Annotated in this window: 14 protein-coding genes; 5 read left to right on the forward strand and 9 right to left on the reverse strand. The window is 74.4% G+C overall.

The window, feature by feature from the left end:
* Positions 1-6: 6 nt before the first annotated feature.
* Positions 7-1,608 (reverse strand): alkaline phosphatase D family protein, encoded by a 1,602-nt coding sequence (locus ACFRAV_RS26815; RefSeq protein ID WP_382558947.1) that lies wholly within the window; start codon positions 1,606-1,608, stop codon positions 7-9.
* A gap of 264 nt (positions 1,609-1,872) precedes the next feature.
* Positions 1,873-2,733, reverse strand: coding sequence for an alpha/beta fold hydrolase (locus ACFRAV_RS26820; RefSeq protein ID WP_382558949.1), 861 nt, complete (start codon positions 2,731-2,733; stop codon positions 1,873-1,875).
* A 450-nt stretch (positions 2,734-3,183) separates the two neighbouring features.
* Between ACFRAV_RS26820 and ACFRAV_RS26825 the strand changes: the two genes are divergently transcribed.
* On the forward strand, positions 3,184-3,945 hold the full coding sequence (locus ACFRAV_RS26825; RefSeq protein WP_382558951.1) for a GntR family transcriptional regulator: 762 nt from the start codon (positions 3,184-3,186) through the stop codon (positions 3,943-3,945).
* 113 nt (positions 3,946-4,058) lie between these two features.
* Here ACFRAV_RS26825 and ACFRAV_RS26830 read toward each other — a convergent pair whose 3' ends face one another.
* A complete protein-coding gene (locus ACFRAV_RS26830) occupies positions 4,059-5,216 on the reverse strand; it encodes an ROK family transcriptional regulator (protein ID WP_382558953.1) in 1,158 nt (385 codons plus the stop codon).
* A 167-nt stretch (positions 5,217-5,383) separates the two neighbouring features.
* On the opposite strand from ACFRAV_RS26830, the gene ACFRAV_RS26835 reads away from it, so the two are divergent.
* The 3 genes from ACFRAV_RS26835 to ACFRAV_RS26845 all read left to right on the forward strand — a co-directional run bounded on the left by ACFRAV_RS26835 (position 5,384) and on the right by ACFRAV_RS26845 (position 7,658).
* Positions 5,384-5,833, forward strand: a complete 450-nt coding sequence (locus ACFRAV_RS26835) for a hypothetical protein (protein ID WP_382558955.1) — start codon at positions 5,384-5,386, stop codon at positions 5,831-5,833.
* A gap of 120 nt (positions 5,834-5,953) precedes the next feature.
* Positions 5,954-6,700, forward strand: coding sequence for a phosphotransferase family protein (locus tag ACFRAV_RS26840; protein ID WP_382558957.1), 747 nt, complete (start codon positions 5,954-5,956; stop codon positions 6,698-6,700).
* A gap of 46 nt (positions 6,701-6,746) precedes the next feature.
* Complete coding sequence (locus ACFRAV_RS26845; RefSeq protein ID WP_382558959.1) at positions 6,747-7,658, forward strand: aminoglycoside phosphotransferase family protein; 912 nt, start codon at positions 6,747-6,749, stop codon at positions 7,656-7,658.
* Between the two features lie 65 nt (positions 7,659-7,723).
* Here ACFRAV_RS26845 and mug read toward each other — a convergent pair whose 3' ends face one another.
* The 4 genes from mug to ACFRAV_RS26865 form a co-directional block, all read right to left on the reverse strand.
* Positions 7,724-8,287 (reverse strand): G/U mismatch-specific DNA glycosylase, encoded by a 564-nt coding sequence (gene mug, locus ACFRAV_RS26850; protein WP_382558961.1) that lies wholly within the window; start codon positions 8,285-8,287, stop codon positions 7,724-7,726.
* A 19-nt stretch (positions 8,288-8,306) separates the two neighbouring features.
* A complete protein-coding gene (gene purB, locus ACFRAV_RS26855) occupies positions 8,307-9,746 on the reverse strand; it encodes an adenylosuccinate lyase (RefSeq protein WP_382558963.1) in 1,440 nt (479 codons plus the stop codon).
* Positions 9,747-9,862: 116 nt separating this feature from the next.
* A complete protein-coding gene (locus tag ACFRAV_RS26860) occupies positions 9,863-11,323 on the reverse strand; it encodes an aldehyde dehydrogenase family protein (protein ID WP_382558965.1) in 1,461 nt (486 codons plus the stop codon).
* 128 nt (positions 11,324-11,451) lie between these two features.
* Positions 11,452-12,261: an IclR family transcriptional regulator gene (locus ACFRAV_RS26865; protein ID WP_382558967.1), complete on the reverse strand. Its 810-nt coding sequence runs from the start codon at positions 12,259-12,261 to the stop codon at positions 11,452-11,454.
* A gap of 166 nt (positions 12,262-12,427) precedes the next feature.
* Here ACFRAV_RS26865 and ACFRAV_RS26870 point away from each other — a divergent pair, with 166 nt between their 5' ends.
* A complete protein-coding gene (locus ACFRAV_RS26870; protein WP_382558969.1) occupies positions 12,428-13,891 on the forward strand; it encodes a benzaldehyde dehydrogenase in 1,464 nt (487 codons plus the stop codon).
* Positions 13,892-14,034: 143 nt separating this feature from the next.
* On the opposite strand, the gene ACFRAV_RS26875 is transcribed toward ACFRAV_RS26870, so the two are convergent.
* The gene (locus ACFRAV_RS26875; protein ID WP_382558971.1) at positions 14,035-15,012 is read right to left on the reverse strand and encodes an aldo/keto reductase; all 978 of its coding nucleotides are present in this window, start codon (positions 15,010-15,012) and stop codon (positions 14,035-14,037) included.
* 134 nt (positions 15,013-15,146) lie between these two features.
* On the reverse strand, positions 15,147-15,938 hold the full coding sequence (locus ACFRAV_RS26880) for an SGNH/GDSL hydrolase family protein (protein WP_382558973.1): 792 nt from the start codon (positions 15,936-15,938) through the stop codon (positions 15,147-15,149).
* Positions 15,939-16,111 lie beyond the last annotated feature (173 nt).

A 16,111-nucleotide genomic window follows, 5' to 3' on the forward strand; every position in this document is an offset into this window, starting at 1 on the left:
GCGGGCCTACTGGCCGACGAGACCCGGTTGCAGCACCTTGGTGAACAGCACCGCCCCGTCCTGCTCGCGCAGCCGGACCGTCATCTCGCCGCTGTCGCCGTCGATCTCCACCTCGCCGAAGAACTGGTAGCCGTCGGCCGGGGAGACGTTGGAGGTGGCGGGAGCCTTCACGAACACCCGCTCCGGTCCGAAGGTGCCGTCCAGGGCACTCGCCGGGAAGGCGCCCGCGTTGAGCGGGCCGGAGACGAACTCCCAGAACGGCTCGAAGTCGGTGAACGCCGCCCGCGAGGGCTGGTAGTGCTGCGCCGAGGTGTGGTGGACGTCCGCGGTCAGCCACACCGTGCCGGTGATGCGACGGTGCTTGACGAACCGCAGCAGCTCCGCGATCTGCAGCTCGCGCCCCAGCGGCTGCCCCGGATCGCCCTGCGCGACCGCCTCGACGTTGCGCAGCCCCTCGGTGGTGTCCGGCACCACCAGACCCAGCGGCATGTCCGAGGCGATCACCTTCCACACCGCGCGCGACCGGGCCAACTCACGCTTCAGCCAGTCCAGTTGCTCGCGGCCGAGAATGCCCTGCGGATCGACGACGTCGGTTCCGGCGGAGTTGGCGTTGCGGTAGGTGCGCATGTCGAGCACGAACACGTCGAGCAGCGGGCCGTGGCGCACCACCCGGTGGACGCGGCCCTCGCGGGCGCCCGGGGTGAGCGTGGAGATCGGGTAGTACTCGCTCACCGCCCTGCGGGCCCGCTCGGCCAGCACGTCGATGCGCTTCTCGGTGTAACGGGCGTCCGTGTCGGCGATCACCTGGCCCGGGTACCAGTTGTTGCGCACCTCGTGGTCGTCCCACTGCACGATGCTCGGCACCCGCGCGTTGAAGCGGCGCAGGTTCTCGTCGAGCAGGTTGTAGCGGAAGTTGCCGCGGAACTCGGCCAGGGTCTCCGCGACCTTGGACTTCTCCTCGGTGACCAGGTTCCGGTAGAGCCGTCCGTCCGGCAGTGCCGCCGTGGCGGCGATCGGCCCGTCGGCGTAGACGCTGTCGCCGCTGAGCAGGAAGAAGTCGGGGTCCAGCCGGCCCATCGCGTCGAAGATCCGGTAGCCGCCGATGTCCGGGTTGATGCCCCAGCCCTGACCCGCGATGTCACCCGACCACAGGAACCGCACCCCGTCGCGGCGCCGCGCGGGAGCCGTGCGGAAGGTGCCGGTGACCGGCTCCCCGGTGCGGCGCGGGTCGTCCGGGTCGGCCAGCACCACCCGGTAGTGGATCTGCTCGCCCGGCGGCAGGCCGCGCAGCCGCGTGGTGCCGGTGAAGTCCGTGCCCTCGCCCAGCAGCGGGCCCGGCACGCGGCGCACCCTGCGGAACGACTCGGTCGGCGAGACCTCGACGACCATCCGGGCCGGGCGGTCGGACCGCACCCAGACCAGGCCCGAGTCGGAGGTCACGTCACCGGCCTGCACGCCCCACCCGGCGCGGGGGCGGCCGGAGAGCGCGAACGCCGGGACGGCGGAGCCGAGACCCGCGGGCAGCGCGAGGGCCGCCGAGGCGGCGAGTGCGCCCCGCAGGACGCCGCGGCGTGCGGGGGCGGGCGACTGGGTCGACGGGTCGGGCATGGGGCGCCTCCAGGAACGGGAAGAAGGAGCGGGACGGGAACGGGCCGGGACCGGGCCCCGCGCGGGCCCCGGCGTACCGGCGGCCGGCGGTGCGGGACACGGTGGACCGGCCCCCGCGGACCGGAAGCCGGGGGTGCGGGACCCGGTGGAACGGCACACGGCGCGAGCGGCTGCCGCCGTGCGCAGCAACACCTACTCCCGCCGCGCGGCCCGCACGGAAACCGGAGGTGAACAACGCGCTCCGCGGTCACCCGGCCGGGCCATTCAGCCCTCCGTGGCCCCGCTGCCGCTGCCGCTGCCGCTGCCGTCGCGGACCACCCGGGCGACCAGCGCCGGGTCGTCGTTCATCGGCACGTGCCCGCAGCCCCGCAGGCGCACCAGTCGGGCCTTCGGGATGATCCGCTTGGCCCGCACGCCCTGACGGGGCAGCAGCAGGCGGTCCTTGTCGCCCCAGGCCACGGTGACCGGGAGCCCCGGCAGGTCGTCGGTGAAGGTGAGTCCGGCGCCCGCGCGCAGGGTCGCCTCGAAGCCCGGCGCGTGCTTCAGCGCCAGGGTCTCGGCGACCACCGCCTCCGGCGCGCGACGGCCCGGCCGGGCGTAGAAGGTGCCGGTCAGTGCGGCCCGCCCGGCGGCCGAGCGGGCCAACTGCCGGACGACGGGCAGCGGCAGCCGCGAGGCGCCCTCCCGCATCACCCGCAGCACCGAGGCGGCGTAGCGCCACTCGCCCGGCGACCAGAACCCGCCAGGGGAGAGCGCGGTCACCGTGCGGGCGAGCCGGCGGCGGCCCATCTCCAGCGCGAGCAGCCCGCCGAGCGAATTGCCCGCCACGTGCGGCCGCCCGACGTCCAGCGCCTCGCACAGGCCGCCCAGCACCGTTGTGACCGTCGCCAGGTCGTACTCCAGCCCCTGCGGCAGCGCGGGGGAGGCGCCGAAGCCCGGAAGGTCCACGGCGATGACCTCCCGGTCCGCGGCCAGGATCCGGCTCACCGGGTCCCATGCCTGGAGGTGGTGACCTATGCCGTGCAGCAGCAGGAGAGGTTCGCCGGCGCCCCGCCGTTCGCAGGCCAGGGTCACGGTCCTCGGGCCGCCGACGGAGGGCACCTCGAAGGAGACGGTGTCGGGCATGGGCTGCTCCTCGTCCAGGGGTGGGTCGCGGGCACGTCGAACCGGCTGACAGCTTGTCAGCAACGACCGCCGACGGGTAGGGGCCGACGCCCTCACCGGCCCCGGGGCGTCAGGTGCCGTTCGGTTTCCCGCACGTCGGGATCGCGGCGATGCCCGCGCAGCGCGGGCGACCCTCCTCCTCGTGGCTTCGGAAGGCCCGGATCGCCATCGCGGTCGCAACCTGGCCCAGGGCCTGCTCTCCGGTGCCGGTTGGCCGTCCTCGACCGGCCGCCTTCGATCGCGAACGTCTCATGAACGTCGTGTGGCGTTCCCTGCCCGTTTTCTCCCCAGGTTCCAGGATTGGTCTTGACCAGGTTTGGGGGGCGTCCTATGGTCGCAGGAAAGTTCAACAACCTTTAATAAACAAGGGCGTCAAAAACGTCGCCGGCCACGCGCACCGTGGAGGACAGGGTGGGGACCACGCAGCTGGAAGCGGTGTCGGAGCCGAAGTACTGGCATCTGCGGACCGTGCTGAGCCAGGCACTCGACACCGAGTTCTCGGTGGGCGAGGTGCTGCCCAACGAACGGGAGCTCGCGGCGCGCTTCGGCGTCGCCAGGGCCACGCTCCGTCAGGCTCTCGAACAACTCGAACTGGAAGGCCGCCTGCAGCGCCGCCGCGGCGTCGGCACCACCGTCGCCCCGCCGCGCGTCGGCGTGGCCGTGGAGACGGAACGGCCGTTGTGGCCAGGGGCGCCGGGGGACGCCTGGCAACCGGCCGACTGCACGCAGGGCGCCGCGACCGCCGCCGCGGCGGCCGCACTGGGTGTCGCCGGCGACGAGACGGTGCACACCGTGCGGCGCTCGCTGTCGGCGCACGGGCAGATCGTCGCGGCCGAGCTCCTGCACGTGCCCGCCCGCTCGGTGCCCGAGCTGACGGCCATCGACGTGCCCGGCGGACCCGCCCGCGCCCGCGCGGTGCTGCGGGAGCTCCAGCGGCTCACGCTGGAGGGGCAGGACCGCGCCGTGGAGCTGGGCACCGCCCGCGCCGAGGACGCCAAGGACCTCGACCGGCTGCCCGGAGCCCCGGTGCTGATGGTCACCACGCGGTTCTTCGCCGAGGGGCGGACGGCGGCGGTGTCGGTGGCCACCTACCGGGCCGACACCTGCCGGCTCACCTTCGGCGCGGCCGGCGACGTGCGCATCGTCCACGACAGGGAGCGGCAGGTCTCCTGACCCGTCGCGGTGACCGCACCCGCACTGACCGCACCCGTGGCCACCGCACCGGCGGTGTTGGTCCTGCCCGGTGACCGCCCGCTGTCGATTCCGCGGGCGGTCACCCGGCGTGGTCACCGGCGGGCGGTCACCGTGCTGTCCACCGCGAACAGTTGCTCCTCGACGTGGTCCAGCGCGAGACGCAGTGCCCCGGTCGCGACGGCCGCCTCCCCGAGCTGGGAGAGGGTCACCCGCGGTGTGCGCAGGCAGTACCGGGACAGCGCGCCGCGGAGCGGCTCCAGCACGTCGTCCAGCCCCGCCGCCCAGCCCCCGACCACCACCAGCTCCGGGTCCATCGCCAGCACCAGTGCCGCCACGTCGTGGACCAGCCGCCGGATGAACCGGTCGACCGCGGCCCGGGACCCCTCGTCGCCGTCACGGGCGTGCTGGAACACCTGGGCCACGGCCTGCTCGTCCAGCGGACGCAGCGGCTCGCCCTCGGTGGACAGCAGCGTTTCGGGCGTCGCCTCACGGCCCAGCAGGTGCAGCGCCCCGATCTCGCCCGCCGCGCCGCCGAACCCCCGGTGCAGCCGCCCGCCGATCAGCGATCCCGCCCCGGGACTGAGGCCGGCCAGCACGAAGACCACGTCGTCCGAATCGACGGCCGCGCCCTTCCAGTGCTCCGCCACCGCGGCGGCGTTGGCGTCGTTCTCCACCAGCACCGGGCACTTGAACGAACGGCTGAGCCGCTCGCCGAGCCGCAGACCCGTCCACTCGGGCAGCGCCGTGCCGAGGCGGACCGTGCCGTCCGCCTCGACGATGCCGGGGGTGCCGACGCCGACCGCGCGCAGCGAGCCGCCGGAGACCCCGGCGCGGCGCAGGAGTTCGTTGACGGCGGTGCGCAGGGAGTCGATGCGGTCGTCCGCGGGGGCGGTCTCCGCCACCTCGCTGGTGATGCTGTCCAGGACGCGCCCGTCCAGGTCCGCCAGGAGCGCGGTCACCCGGTGGGCGCCGATCTCCAGCCCCAGCAGGTGGCCGGCCTCGGCACGGAACCGGAACCGGCGGGCGGGGCGGCCCTGACGGCGTGTCGCGCTCTCGTCCGCCGCCGCCTCCGTCACCAGGCCCGCCTGGATCAGGCCTTCGACCACGCCCTCCACGGTGGGACGCGACAGGCCGGTGACGCGGGTGATCTCGGTGAGGGTGGCGAAGTCGACCGCGCGCAGCGCGTGCAGCACCACGGCGGAGTTGATCCGCCGCAGCAGCGAGGGGTCACCGCCGGTCAGGCGTCCCACTGGTCCGTCCTCCCAGCTCGCGAGGTGTTGGCCGGATGTTACTCGTCGTTCAAGGTCCCGGCGAGGGCGGGGATCCGGTTACCTCGGGTTGCGACCCGGACGGGTCCGTGGCCGGGCAGGGCCTGACGCAACGGCAGTTGTCGGTGGCGGCGGGTTTACTGGAACGCATGAGCATCGCACGTCATGTCGCCGTCGTGGAACGGCTGTGCGGTTCGGACCTGCCGGAGGAGGGCGCGGACCCGGACCGCGGCGCCGCCCTGGCCCGGTGCGGCCCGGGATGGCGGGCGGCCGAGCTCCTGGGCGGGGGCTGCTCCGAAGGCGACCCCGGCCTGGCGGCGGAGGCGGCGGCGGAGTACGAGTACGAGCGGGAGGCGCTCGCGCAGCGCCTGTCGGCGCGGTGGGGGGAGCCGCAACGGGTCGGCCTCTGGGGGGCGCTGATCCGCGCCGGCGAGGCGGGGGAGGAGATACCCGAGCCGTGGGGCTGGCTCTGCGAGGACCTGACGGAGGTCCACCTCTGGTGGGCCGACGACCGCTGGCTGGCCCTCGGCGTCTCCCGCCACGGCCACGAACCCCCGCACGCCCTCCTCGCCGTGGTCACCACGGAGGACCCGCCGTAGGCGAGGCGTGGCGCGGGCGTGTCGTCCGCGCGGCGCCGGCCCTTCACCGGACCGAACGCCGGACCGCGGGCCTCGAAAATCCGGGGACACCGGCCGTCCGCCCCGGGACACTGGTCGTCCATGGACGAGGTGGAAGTCGTCGTCGCCCATTCCGAGCGGGCGACGCTGCGCGTCGGAGACGTGTTCCTCAAGGTGGACGCCGACCGGACCCGCATCGACGTCGAGGTCGAGACGATGTCGCTGGCGCCCGTCCCGACCCCCCAGGTCCTGTGGCACAAGCCGCCCGTGCTCGCGCTCGCCGCAGTTCCGGGGGCGACGCTCGGGCGCCTCGGCGGGCCGTCGACCGGGTCGCCGACGGCATGGGCCGCCGCGGGCGCCGCCATGCGGCAGTTGCACGACGCGCCGCTGCCGCCCCGGCCGGGCCGGGCCGGCCGGAGCATCGTCGCGCTGGCGGCGGAACTCGACGCCGAGTGCGAGGCGCTCGTGACGAACGGCGTCCTGCCCGCCGACCTGGTCACCCGCAACCGCCAGGTCGCCGAGGCCGCACTCCGCCCGTGGACACCGGCGTTCACGCACGGCGACCTGCAGATCGCGCACGTCTTCCTCGACGGCGACGAGGTCACGGGCGTCATCGACTGGTCCGAGGCGGGCCAGGGTGATGCCCTGTACGACCTCGCCACCTTCACGCTGGGGCACGAGGAGCACCTCGACGACGTCCTCACCGGCTACGGCGCCGACCTCGACCTCGACGTGATCCAGGCGTGGTGGTCGATGCGAAGCCTGCTGGCCGTGCGCTGGCTGGCCGAGCACGGCTTCGACCCCTTCGCACCGGGCTGCGAGGTCGACGTCCTGAGATCCCGGATGTGAGGCCGCGGGTCCGGGCCGAACCCCCGCCTCGCTAGGGTGACTTCGCATGACCGACGACGAGATCGACATCACGGCGGACCTCGTGCACGACCTGCTGCTGGAGCAGCATCCGGACCTTGCGGGACAGTCGCTGCGCGAAGTGGTGGGCGGGTGGGGCAACCAGATGTGGCGCCTCGGGGACGACCTGGCCGTGCGTATGCCGCGTCAGGAAGGTTCCTCGGCGCTCCTGCGCAAGGAGTGCCGGTGGCTGCCCGTGCTGGGCCCCCGCCTGCCGCTTCCGGTTCCCCGCCCCGTACGGACCGGTGAACCGTCCCCACGCTTTCCGAGGCCCTGGGCGGTCATGACGTGGGTCCCGGGCGAGCCGCTGGACCACTCCTCCATCGGCCGCGGCGACGACGCGGCCGACACGCTGGCCGCGTTCCTGAGCGCGCTCCACACGGAGGCCCCCGAGGACGCGCCGATCAGTGAGGACCGCGGCGGTCACCCCGACAAGTGCACGGACGGCTTCGAGTACTTCTTCAACGCCGTGGCCCCCGCCGCGCTCGCCGGTCTCGCCGACGGCGTTCGTGCCGTCTGGGACGACGCCGTCGCGTCACCCGAGTGGGAGGGCCCGCCCCTGTGGGTGCACGGCGACCTGCACCCCGCGAACGTGGTCGTCTCCGACGGGACGCTCTCAGGCGTGATCGACTTCGATGCCGTGTTCTCCGGCGATCCGGCCTGGGACCTCGCCGCCGCATGGGTGATCCTCCCCGCGGGCGCCGTCCCGCGCTTCTTCGACGCGTACGCGCGTGCGGACGAGGGGACGATCCGGCGCGCCCGCGGGCTGGCCGCTCTGAAGGGCCTGTTCCTCATGCTCATGGGCCAGAACGGGGACCGCGGCCTTCCGGGTGGCAAGCCGGCCTGGGGTCCCGCGGGCCGGGCCGCTCTCGAGCGTGTGCTGTCGGACCGGGTGATGTAGCCGCATGCCCGGGCACCCACACGTGCCTTGCCCGTGCCCGGGCACCTGCGCATGCCCGGGCCGGCTCACCGGCCGGACGGCTCCTCGGCGGCCTCGCGCAGGCGGGCGTACTCCTCGGCCATGGCCGGCAGGCTCCAGTGGGCGTTGAGGCCGCTGGGGTTGGGGAGCACCCACACGCCCGTGCCGCCGCCCAGCACCCGTTCCTGCGGGCCCACCGCCGCCTTCCGGTCGCCGAACGCGGCCCGGTAGGCGGTGACGCCCAGGACCGCGAGCCAGCGCGGCCGCAGCAGCTCCGTCTTGGCCTCGAGGATCCGCCCGCCCTCCAGGTACTCCTCCGCGGTGAGCTCGTCCGCCCGCGCGGACGCCCGCTCCACCACGTTGGTGATGCCCAGCCCGTACGACAGCAGCTCCCGCTGCTCGGAGGGGTCGAGCGGCCGCGGCGTGAAGCCGGACCGGTGCAGGACGGGCCAGAACCGGTTGCCCGGGCGCGCGAAGTGGTGTCCGGTGGCGGCCGTCATCAGCCCCGGGTTGATCCCGCAGAACAGTACGCGCAGGCCGCCCGCGGCCACGTCGGGGACGATGCGGTCGCGGGCGGCCTCGAGCTCCTCGCGGGTGAAGCGGGGGCTCACCGGTGGTCGCCGAGCGCGGTCAGAGGATCGCCCCGGGGGTGTACGCGGCGGCCCGCGGGTGCTGCTTGAGGACCTCCTCGACGCGGGCGACGACCACGCCGACCTGGTCCGCGGCCGCACCGGTGAAGGACAGCTTGTCCGCCATCAGCGCGTCCAGCGCCGCGCGGTCCAGCGGGATGCGCGCGTCGGCGGCCAGCCGGTCCAGCAGCTCGTTGCGCTCGGCGCCCTGCTCGCGCATGGCCAGGGCGCAGGCCACCGCGTTCTCCTTGATGGCCTCGTGCGCCTCCTCGCGGCCCACGCCGGCCCGCACCGAGGCCATCAGCACCTTGGTGGTGGCCAGGAACGGCAGGTACCGGTCCAGCTCGCGGGCGACCACGGCGGGGAACGCGCCGAACTCGTCGAGGACGGTCAGGAAGGTCTCCAGCAGGCCGTCCAGCGCGAAGAACGCGTCCGGCAGCGCGACGCGGCGGACCACGGAGCAGGAGACGTCGCCCTCGTTCCACTGGTCGCCGGCCAGCTCGCCGGTCATCGAGGCGTAGCCGCGCAGGATCACCATCAGGCCGTTGACGCGCTCGCAGGAGCGGGTGTTCATCTTGTGCGGCATCGCGGACGAGCCGACCTGCCCCGGCTTGAAGCCCTCGGTCACCAGCTCGTGGCCCGCCATCAGACGGATCGTCTTGGCCAGCGAGGACGGGGCCGCGGCGAGCTGCACGAGGGCGGTGACGACCTCGTAGTCCAGGGAGCGCGGGTAGACCTGGCCCACCGAGGTGAAGGCCTGGCCGAAGCCGAGGTGGGCGGCGATGCGGTCCTCGAGCTCGGCGAGCTTGCCGGCGTCGCCGCCGAGCAGGTCCAGCATGTCCTGGGAGGTGCCGACGGGGCCCTTGATGCCGCGCAGCGGGTAGCGGCCCAGCAGCTCCTCGACGCGGTGGTACGCCACCAGCAGCTCGTCCGTGGCGGTGGCGAAGCGCTTGCCGAGGGTGGTGGCCTGGGCGGCCACGTTGTGGGACCGGCCGGCCATCACGAGCTCGCCGTACTCGGCGGACAGGCGGCCCAGGCGCGCCAGCACGGCCACCACACGGTCGCGGACCAGCTCGAGGGAGAGACGGATCTGCAGCTGCTCGACGTTCTCGGTCAGGTCGCGGGACGTCATGCCCTTGTGGACCTGCTCGTGACCGGCGAGGTCGTTGAACTCCTCGATCCGGGCCTTCACGTCGTGCCGGGTGACCTTCTCGCGCTCGGCGACGGAGGCCAGGTCGACCTGGTCGAGCACGCGCTCGTAGTCGGCGAGGGCGGCCTCCGGCACCTCGATCCCGAGGTCCTTCTGCGCCCGGAGCACGGCGAGCCAGAGCCGGCGCTCGAGCTTCACCTTCTCCTCGGGCGACCAGAGCGTGGCGAGCTCGGCGGAGGCGTAGCGTCCGGCGAGGACGTTCGGAATGCGGGGCTTGGCGGGAGAAGTCACGTAACCGGATTCTACTGTTCGTTCCTGCAGGTCGACGCCGCGGGCCCGTTCGTAGGAAACGCCAAGGGCCGCCCGGTGCCCCGGGGCGGCCGCCCCGGGATCCGGCGACGGCTGTCTCAGAAGGGGTAGGTGCGGGGGGTGTCCCGGGTGGTGACCCACTGCAGCTCGGTGAAGTCCTCGGCCACGAAGCCGACGCCGAACCGGCCCCAGCCGCTGTCCCGGGTACCGCCGAACGGCACCTGCGGCTCGTCGTTCACCGGCTGGTCGTTCACGTGGACGATGCCGGCGTCGATCCGGCGGGCGACCTCCAGGCCCTGCACGGAGTCCGCCGCCAGGACGGCCGCGGCGAGGCCGAAACCGGAGGCGTTGGCCCGGGCGACGGCCTCGTCGCGGTCCTCCACCACGGTGACGACCACCACAGGGCCGAAGGTCTCGTCCAGGGCCAGCTCGATGTCCTCGGGCACGTCGGTCAGCACCGTCGCCGGGTAGCAGGGCGGCGCGGCCGTCCCGCCCGCCACGATCCGCGCGCCGGCCGCCACGGCCTCCTCGACCCGGCGGCCGATCGTCGACAGCGCCCACTGGTTGATCACCGGTCCGATCACCGTCCCGGGGTCCAGCGGGTCGCCCGTCGGCAGGGAGGACACCCTGGCGGCGAGACGCTCCAGGAAGGCGTCGGCGATGGAGCGTTCGACGAAGATCCGCCGGGCGCCCATGCAGACCTGGCCCTGGTGGACGAAGGCGCCGTAGGCGGTCGCGGCGGCCGCGTGGTCGAGGTCCACCCCGTCGAGGACGATCATGGGGTTCTGTCCGCCGAGCTGGAGCAGGATCCGCTTGAGGTGCCGGCCCGCCGCCTCCGCGAGACGCCGGCCGGTGGCGGTGGAGCCGGTGAAGCTCAGCCGCCGGACCAGCGGGTTCGCGATCAGCTCGTCGCCGATCAGCGAGGCCTCGCCCGGGGCGTGCGTCACCACGTTCAGCACGCCCGGCGGCAGTCCGGCCTCCTCGAAGATCTCCGCCCACAGGGCCCCGCACGCGGGCGCCTCCTGGGAGGGCTTGAGCACCACCGTGTTGCCGAGGGCCAGCGGGCCGACGATCGCGCGGCCGGTCAGCGCCAGCGCCGCGTTCCACGGGGCGATCGCGCCGACCACCCCCACCGGCCGGCGGATCGCCATCGACCGCGTGCCCGGCCGGTCGGACGGGATCAGCTGCCCGTCCGCGGCGTACGGCAGCGCCGCGGACTGCCGCAGCAGGGACAGCGCGAAGTCGAGCTGGACGTCGCCGAAGTGGCGGGTGCAGCCCGTCTCCCGGGCCAGCAGGACGAGGATCTCCTCGCGCCGCCGTTCCAGGACGTCCGCCGCGCGCAGCAGGACCGACTGACGGACGTGGGGCAGGGCCCGCGACCAGTCGGCGAACGCCTGGTCGGCCGCCTCGATCGCGGCCCGCGCGTCGTCCTGGTCGCCGGCGGCGACGACCGCCACCACCTCGCCGGACCAGGGGTCCAGGCTTTCGTAGGTGCGTCCGTTGCGTGAGTCGGTCCACGTGCCGGCGATGTGCTGACGGACGAAGGGGGCCGGGGTCATCACTGTCGCTCCTCACCCGGGGCCGGGTCGCCGGACGTCGTGACCGGAGGATCGGACGACTTCCGGCAGGTCGCCACCTTACGGGGTTCCATGTGCCGGAACCGCATCCCGCCGTGCGGGTCCCGGCGTCACTCGAGGTGGCCCATCCGCCGGGAGATCTCCTGCGCCGCGTGGCGCAGCGGCCCCTCCAGGCGGGTCACGACGGCCTCGGCCGTCGCGTTCCACGCGCTCAGGTGGACGGCGACGCCCAGCGCCGCGCAGACGTTCCCGTGACGGTCGCGCACCGGCACGGCGACCGACCGCAACCCGGCCGTGAGCTCCTGGTCGTTGAGGGCCAGACCCGTCCGCCGGATCTCCGCCAGCGCCGCGACCAGCTCCTCGCGGGCGGTGATGGTGCGCGGCCCGCGGCGCGCCAGGTCGATCCGGTCCAGGACGGCCCGCACGGACGCGGGGTCGCGGTACGCCAGCAGCACCTTGCCCATCGACGTGCAGTAGGCGGGCAGCCGGGTGCCGATCTGGACGTTCAGCTCGATGCGGAAGCCGGCCCGGCTCGGGCGGCGGCGGTCGACGTAGACGATGTCCGCGCCGTCCAGGACGGTCAGGCTGACGGTGTGGTTGGTCTCGTCCGCCAGCGCCTGCACGCTCCGGGCACCGACCCGCGCGACGTCCAGCGTCCCCACCGCCGCCATGCCGAGATGCATCGCCGCGGGACCCAGCAGGTACTTGCGGCCGCCGTCCTCCTGCTCCAGGTAGCGCAGGGCCACCAGGCTCGCCACGTAGCGGTGGCAGGTGCTCTTGCTCAGCCCCGTCGCGTCGGCCAGTTCGACCAGTCCGAGCGGCCGGCGTCCGTCGGCGAGCGCGGTCAGGATCGCCAGGCCCCGCTCGAGGGCCTGGGCGCCGGTGCCGGAGGGCGCCGCCGGCTGCGGGGCTGCGGTCATGCCGCACAGCCTATCCGGAACGCGGTTCCTGTAAGTGGAACTACTCGTTGACTCGGCCCGTGCCCCGCAGCACGATGCGCCGCACGACCTCGTTGCCCGCACCCGCACCCGCACCCGCACCGGGACAGGCGCCCCGCACCAGTAGTTCTGTACGGAAGGAATCGTTGTGGCACTTCTGGACTCTGTCGACTGGCAGGGCAAGATCTTCAAGAACGGCGCCTGGGTGGCAGGCCGCGGCGGCGACTACGCCGTCGTGGAGCCGGCCACCGGCGCCGAGCTGGGCCGGATGGGCGCGGCCGACACCCAGGACGTCGCCGAGGCCGCCGCCCACGCGGCCGAGGCGCAGCAGGCCTGGGCCGCCCTGCCGTACACCGAGCGGGCCGCCGTGCTCCGGCGGGCGGGCGACCTGTGGAAGCAGCACGCCGACGAGATATCCGGCTGGAACATCCGTGAGGTCGGCGCCGTCCCCGGCATGGCCGGGTTCGCGCTGCACACCGCCGCCGAGGAGTGCTACGAGGCCGCCTCGCTGCCCGGCCGCCCGCTGGGCGAGCTGCTGCCGAGCGAGCAGCCGCGGCTGTCCATGGCGCGCCGCGTCCCGGCCGGCGTGGTCACGGTGATCGCCCCGTTCAACGTGCCGATCATCCTGGCGATCCGCTCGGTGGCCCCCGCGCTGGCCCTCGGCAACGCGGTCCTGCTCAAGCCGGACCCGCGTACCGCGGTCACCGGCGGCACGCTGATCGCCCGGATCTTCGAGGAAGCCGGCCTGCCCGCGGGCGTCCTGCAGATGCTGCCGGGCGGTCCGGACGTCGGCGAGGCGCTGGTCGTCGACCCGCACGTGCGGGTCATCTCCTTCACCGGCTCCACCGCCGTCGGCCGGCACATCGGCGAGCTCGCCGGCCGGCACCTCAAGCGCGCCCACCTCGAACTCGGCGGCAACTCCGCGCTGCTGGTCCTCGACGACGCCGACGTGGAGGACGCGGTCAACCTGGCCGCCTGGGGCTCCTTCTTCAACCAGGGCCAGATCTGCATGACCACCGGACGCCACCTGGTGGCGAGCGCCGTCTACGACGACTTCGTCGCCGCGCTCGCGGAGAAGGCGCGGAGCCTGCCGGTCGGCGACCCGGCCGGGGGCGACGTCGCGCTCGGTCCGATCATCGACGCCGGGCAGCGGGACAAGATCCACGGCCTGGTCACCGCGAGCGCCGCCGACGGGGCGAAGGTGGCCGCCGGGGGTACCTACGAGGGGCTGTTCTACCGGCCGACGGTCCTGGCCGACATGGCCCTGACCGCGCCCGCCTTCGCGCAGGAGGTCTTCGGGCCGGTCGCCCCGGTGACGCGGGTCGACTCCGTCGAGGACGCGGTGCGGATCGCCGGGGACAGCGAGTACGGGCTCTCGCTGGGCATCGTCACCAAGGACGTCATGCACGGTCTCGAGGTGGCGGACCGCATCCCCACCGGCATCGTGCACATCAACGACCAGACGGTGAACGACGAGGCGGTGGCCCCGTTCGGCGGGGTCAGGGCCTCGGGCACCGGATCCCGGTTCGGCGGGGCGGCGGCGAACGTCGAGGCGTTCACCGAGACCCGCTGGGTCACCGTCCGCGGCGCCACCGCGCGCTACCCCTTCTGATCACCGGCCCCGTCCCGTCCGGAGCCGCCGTCCCGTCCGGAGCCGCCGGGCGGGACGGAGCCGCCGGGCGGGACGGCGCCACGCGCGGGACGGAGTCGCCGGACACGACCGGCGCCACCGGCCGGGACGGGGACCGCGGTCCGTCAGGTCGCCGCCCGCGGGTCGAGCAGCTCTTCGGCGAGCAGGTCGGACCACAGCCGCTCGGGGACCTCCTTGCCGAACGCGGCCACGTCGGCCCGCACCTCCCGCGCCGACCGCATGCCGACCACCACGCCCGCAACCGCCGGGTGCCGCAGCGGAAAGGCCAGCGCCGCCTCCGGCAGGGTCACCCCGTGCGCGGCGCAGAGGTCGGCGACGCGCCGCGCGCGGTGGACGACCTCCGGGGAGGCGGCGGCGTAGTCGAAGAACGCGTCCGGGGAGGGACGCGGGGTGGAGAGCAGCCCGGAGTTGAAGACCGAGGCGGCGAGCAGCGAGACCCCGCGTTCGGCGCAGGCGGGCAGCAGCTCGTGCGCCGCCCGCTGGTCGAGCAGGGTCCAGCGCCCGGACAGCATCACCACGTCGACGTCGTGCTCCCGCACCAGCCGGGTGAGCAGGGCGGTGTCGTGCATCCCGGCCCCGACGGCGCCCACCACGCCCTGGGCCCGCAGCTCGGCCAGGGCGGGCAGGCCGGTGCGCAGGGCGTCCTCGAAGTGGTGCTCCGCGTCGTGCAGGAGGAGCACGTCGACCCGGTCGGCGCCCGTCCGGGCCAGCGACTCCTCCACGGAGCGCAGCACGCCGTCGCGGGAGAAGTCCCACTCCCTGCGGTGCGTGGCCGGCACCTCGAAGCTCTCGTCCGTGCGCCCGGCCGGGTCCTGGGGCACCAGGAGCCGGCCGACCTTGGTCGACAGGGTGAGGGCGTCCCGGGGCCGTTCGCGCAGGAAGCCGGCCAGCCGCCGCTCGGCGAGGCCGATCCCGTAGTGCGGCGCGGTGTCGAAGAAGCGGATCCCGGCGTCCCAGGCGGCGGACAGGGCGCCCGCCGCCGTCGCGTCGTCGAGCGGCTCGTACAGGCCGCCCAGCGGGCCGGTCCCGAACCCGAGTTCGGTCACCTCGACGGTGCTGCGCCCCAGCCGACGGGTCCTCATGCCGCTCTCCTCCGCCCCGGCACGGAGGTGCTCCGCGCCGGGGACGAACGTACCCGTGGCGCCCCCGCGTCACACCGGAGCCGGAGCCGGAGCCGGAGCCGGAGCCGGAGCGCGGGGCGCGGGACGCCGCGACCTCACTCGTAGGGCAGCAGGTCCGCCCGTTTGGGGAGGAGGCCGTCGCCGGAGGAGCGGCCGGTGAGGCGGCGGGCGATCCAGGGGAGGAGATGGACGCGCGCGAACCGGGCGTCGGCGACCCGGCGCCGCAGCCAGGGGTCCGGGGGAGTGGCGGCCATCGGCACGTGCCACTCGTGGTCCTCCGGGTCGTACCCGAGCCCCTGCCACACCGCCTCGGCGACCCGCCGGTGACCCTCCTGGTTGAGGTGGATCCGGTCCACGTCCCACACCCGGGGGTCGCCCAGCGACGGCGCCCCGTAGAGGTCTATCAGCACCGCGCCGTGCCGCGAGGCCAGCGAGTCGAGGGTCTCGAAGATGACCTCCATGCGGGGACGGAACCGCTCCATGACCGGCCCCTGCCGCCCCGGGCTGCGCATCAGCACCAGCTGCTTGCAGGCCGGGGCCAGCCGCTCGGCGGCCTCCTCGAGCATCCCGGTGACCCGCTTGAGGTCGCAGTTCGGCCGCATCGCGTCGTTGAGGCCGCCCACCAGCGTGATCACGTCGGCGCCCATCTCGGCGGCGAGGCCGACCTGCTCGTCGAGGATCTGGCCGATCAGCTTGCCGCGGATCGCCAGGTTGGCGTACCGGAAGCCGGGCGCGCGGGCGGCCATCCGGGCCGCGAGGAGGTCTGCCCAGCCGCGGTAGGTGCCGTCGGGCATCAGGTCCGACATGCCCTCGGTGAAGGAGTCGCCGAGGGCGACCAGGCTGGAGTACGTGGGGGCGGTGTCCGCGGGATTCTTCTGCGTCTGCATGGCGAGGCAGATCGTATCCCCGCCGCATACCGGTCGGGGGGGGGGGGGCGGGGGGGCGCGGGGGGCCCGGGGGGGGGGGGGGGAGACGGCCGGCCGGCTGCTCCAGGAGGCGGTGCGCAAGCTGACCGCCCTGGACGGCATGGCCTGTCCGGTCCGCCCCGAACGCGAGACCC

This window comes from Streptomyces sp. NPDC056600, from assembly GCF_042792855.1.
Lineage (GTDB): Bacteria > Actinomycetota > Actinomycetes > Streptomycetales > Streptomycetaceae > Streptomyces.

Excerpts from the sequence above, each read along its gene's own strand:
- ACFRAV_RS26815 (WP_382558947.1), bottom strand. The coding sequence starts at position 1,608 with ATGCCCGACCCGTCGACCCAGTCGCCCGCCCCCGCACGCCGCGGCGTC.
- ACFRAV_RS26820 (WP_382558949.1), bottom strand. The coding sequence starts at position 2,733 with ATGCCCGACACCGTCTCCTTCGAGGTGCCCTCCGTCGGCGGCCCGAGG.
- ACFRAV_RS26835 (WP_382558955.1), top strand. The coding sequence starts at position 5,384 with ATGAGCATCGCACGTCATGTCGCCGTCGTGGAACGGCTGTGCGGTTCG.
- ACFRAV_RS26840 (WP_382558957.1), top strand. The coding sequence starts at position 5,954 with ATGGACGAGGTGGAAGTCGTCGTCGCCCATTCCGAGCGGGCGACGCTG.
- ACFRAV_RS26845 (WP_382558959.1), top strand. The coding sequence starts at position 6,747 with ATGACCGACGACGAGATCGACATCACGGCGGACCTCGTGCACGACCTG.
- ACFRAV_RS26860 (WP_382558965.1), bottom strand. The coding sequence starts at position 11,323 with ATGACCCCGGCCCCCTTCGTCCGTCAGCACATCGCCGGCACGTGGACC.
- ACFRAV_RS26865 (WP_382558967.1), bottom strand. The coding sequence starts at position 12,261 with ATGACCGCAGCCCCGCAGCCGGCGGCGCCCTCCGGCACCGGCGCCCAG.
- ACFRAV_RS26875 (WP_382558971.1), bottom strand. The coding sequence starts at position 15,012 with ATGAGGACCCGTCGGCTGGGGCGCAGCACCGTCGAGGTGACCGAACTC.
- ACFRAV_RS26880 (WP_382558973.1), bottom strand. The coding sequence starts at position 15,938 with ATGCAGACGCAGAAGAATCCCGCGGACACCGCCCCCACGTACTCCAGC.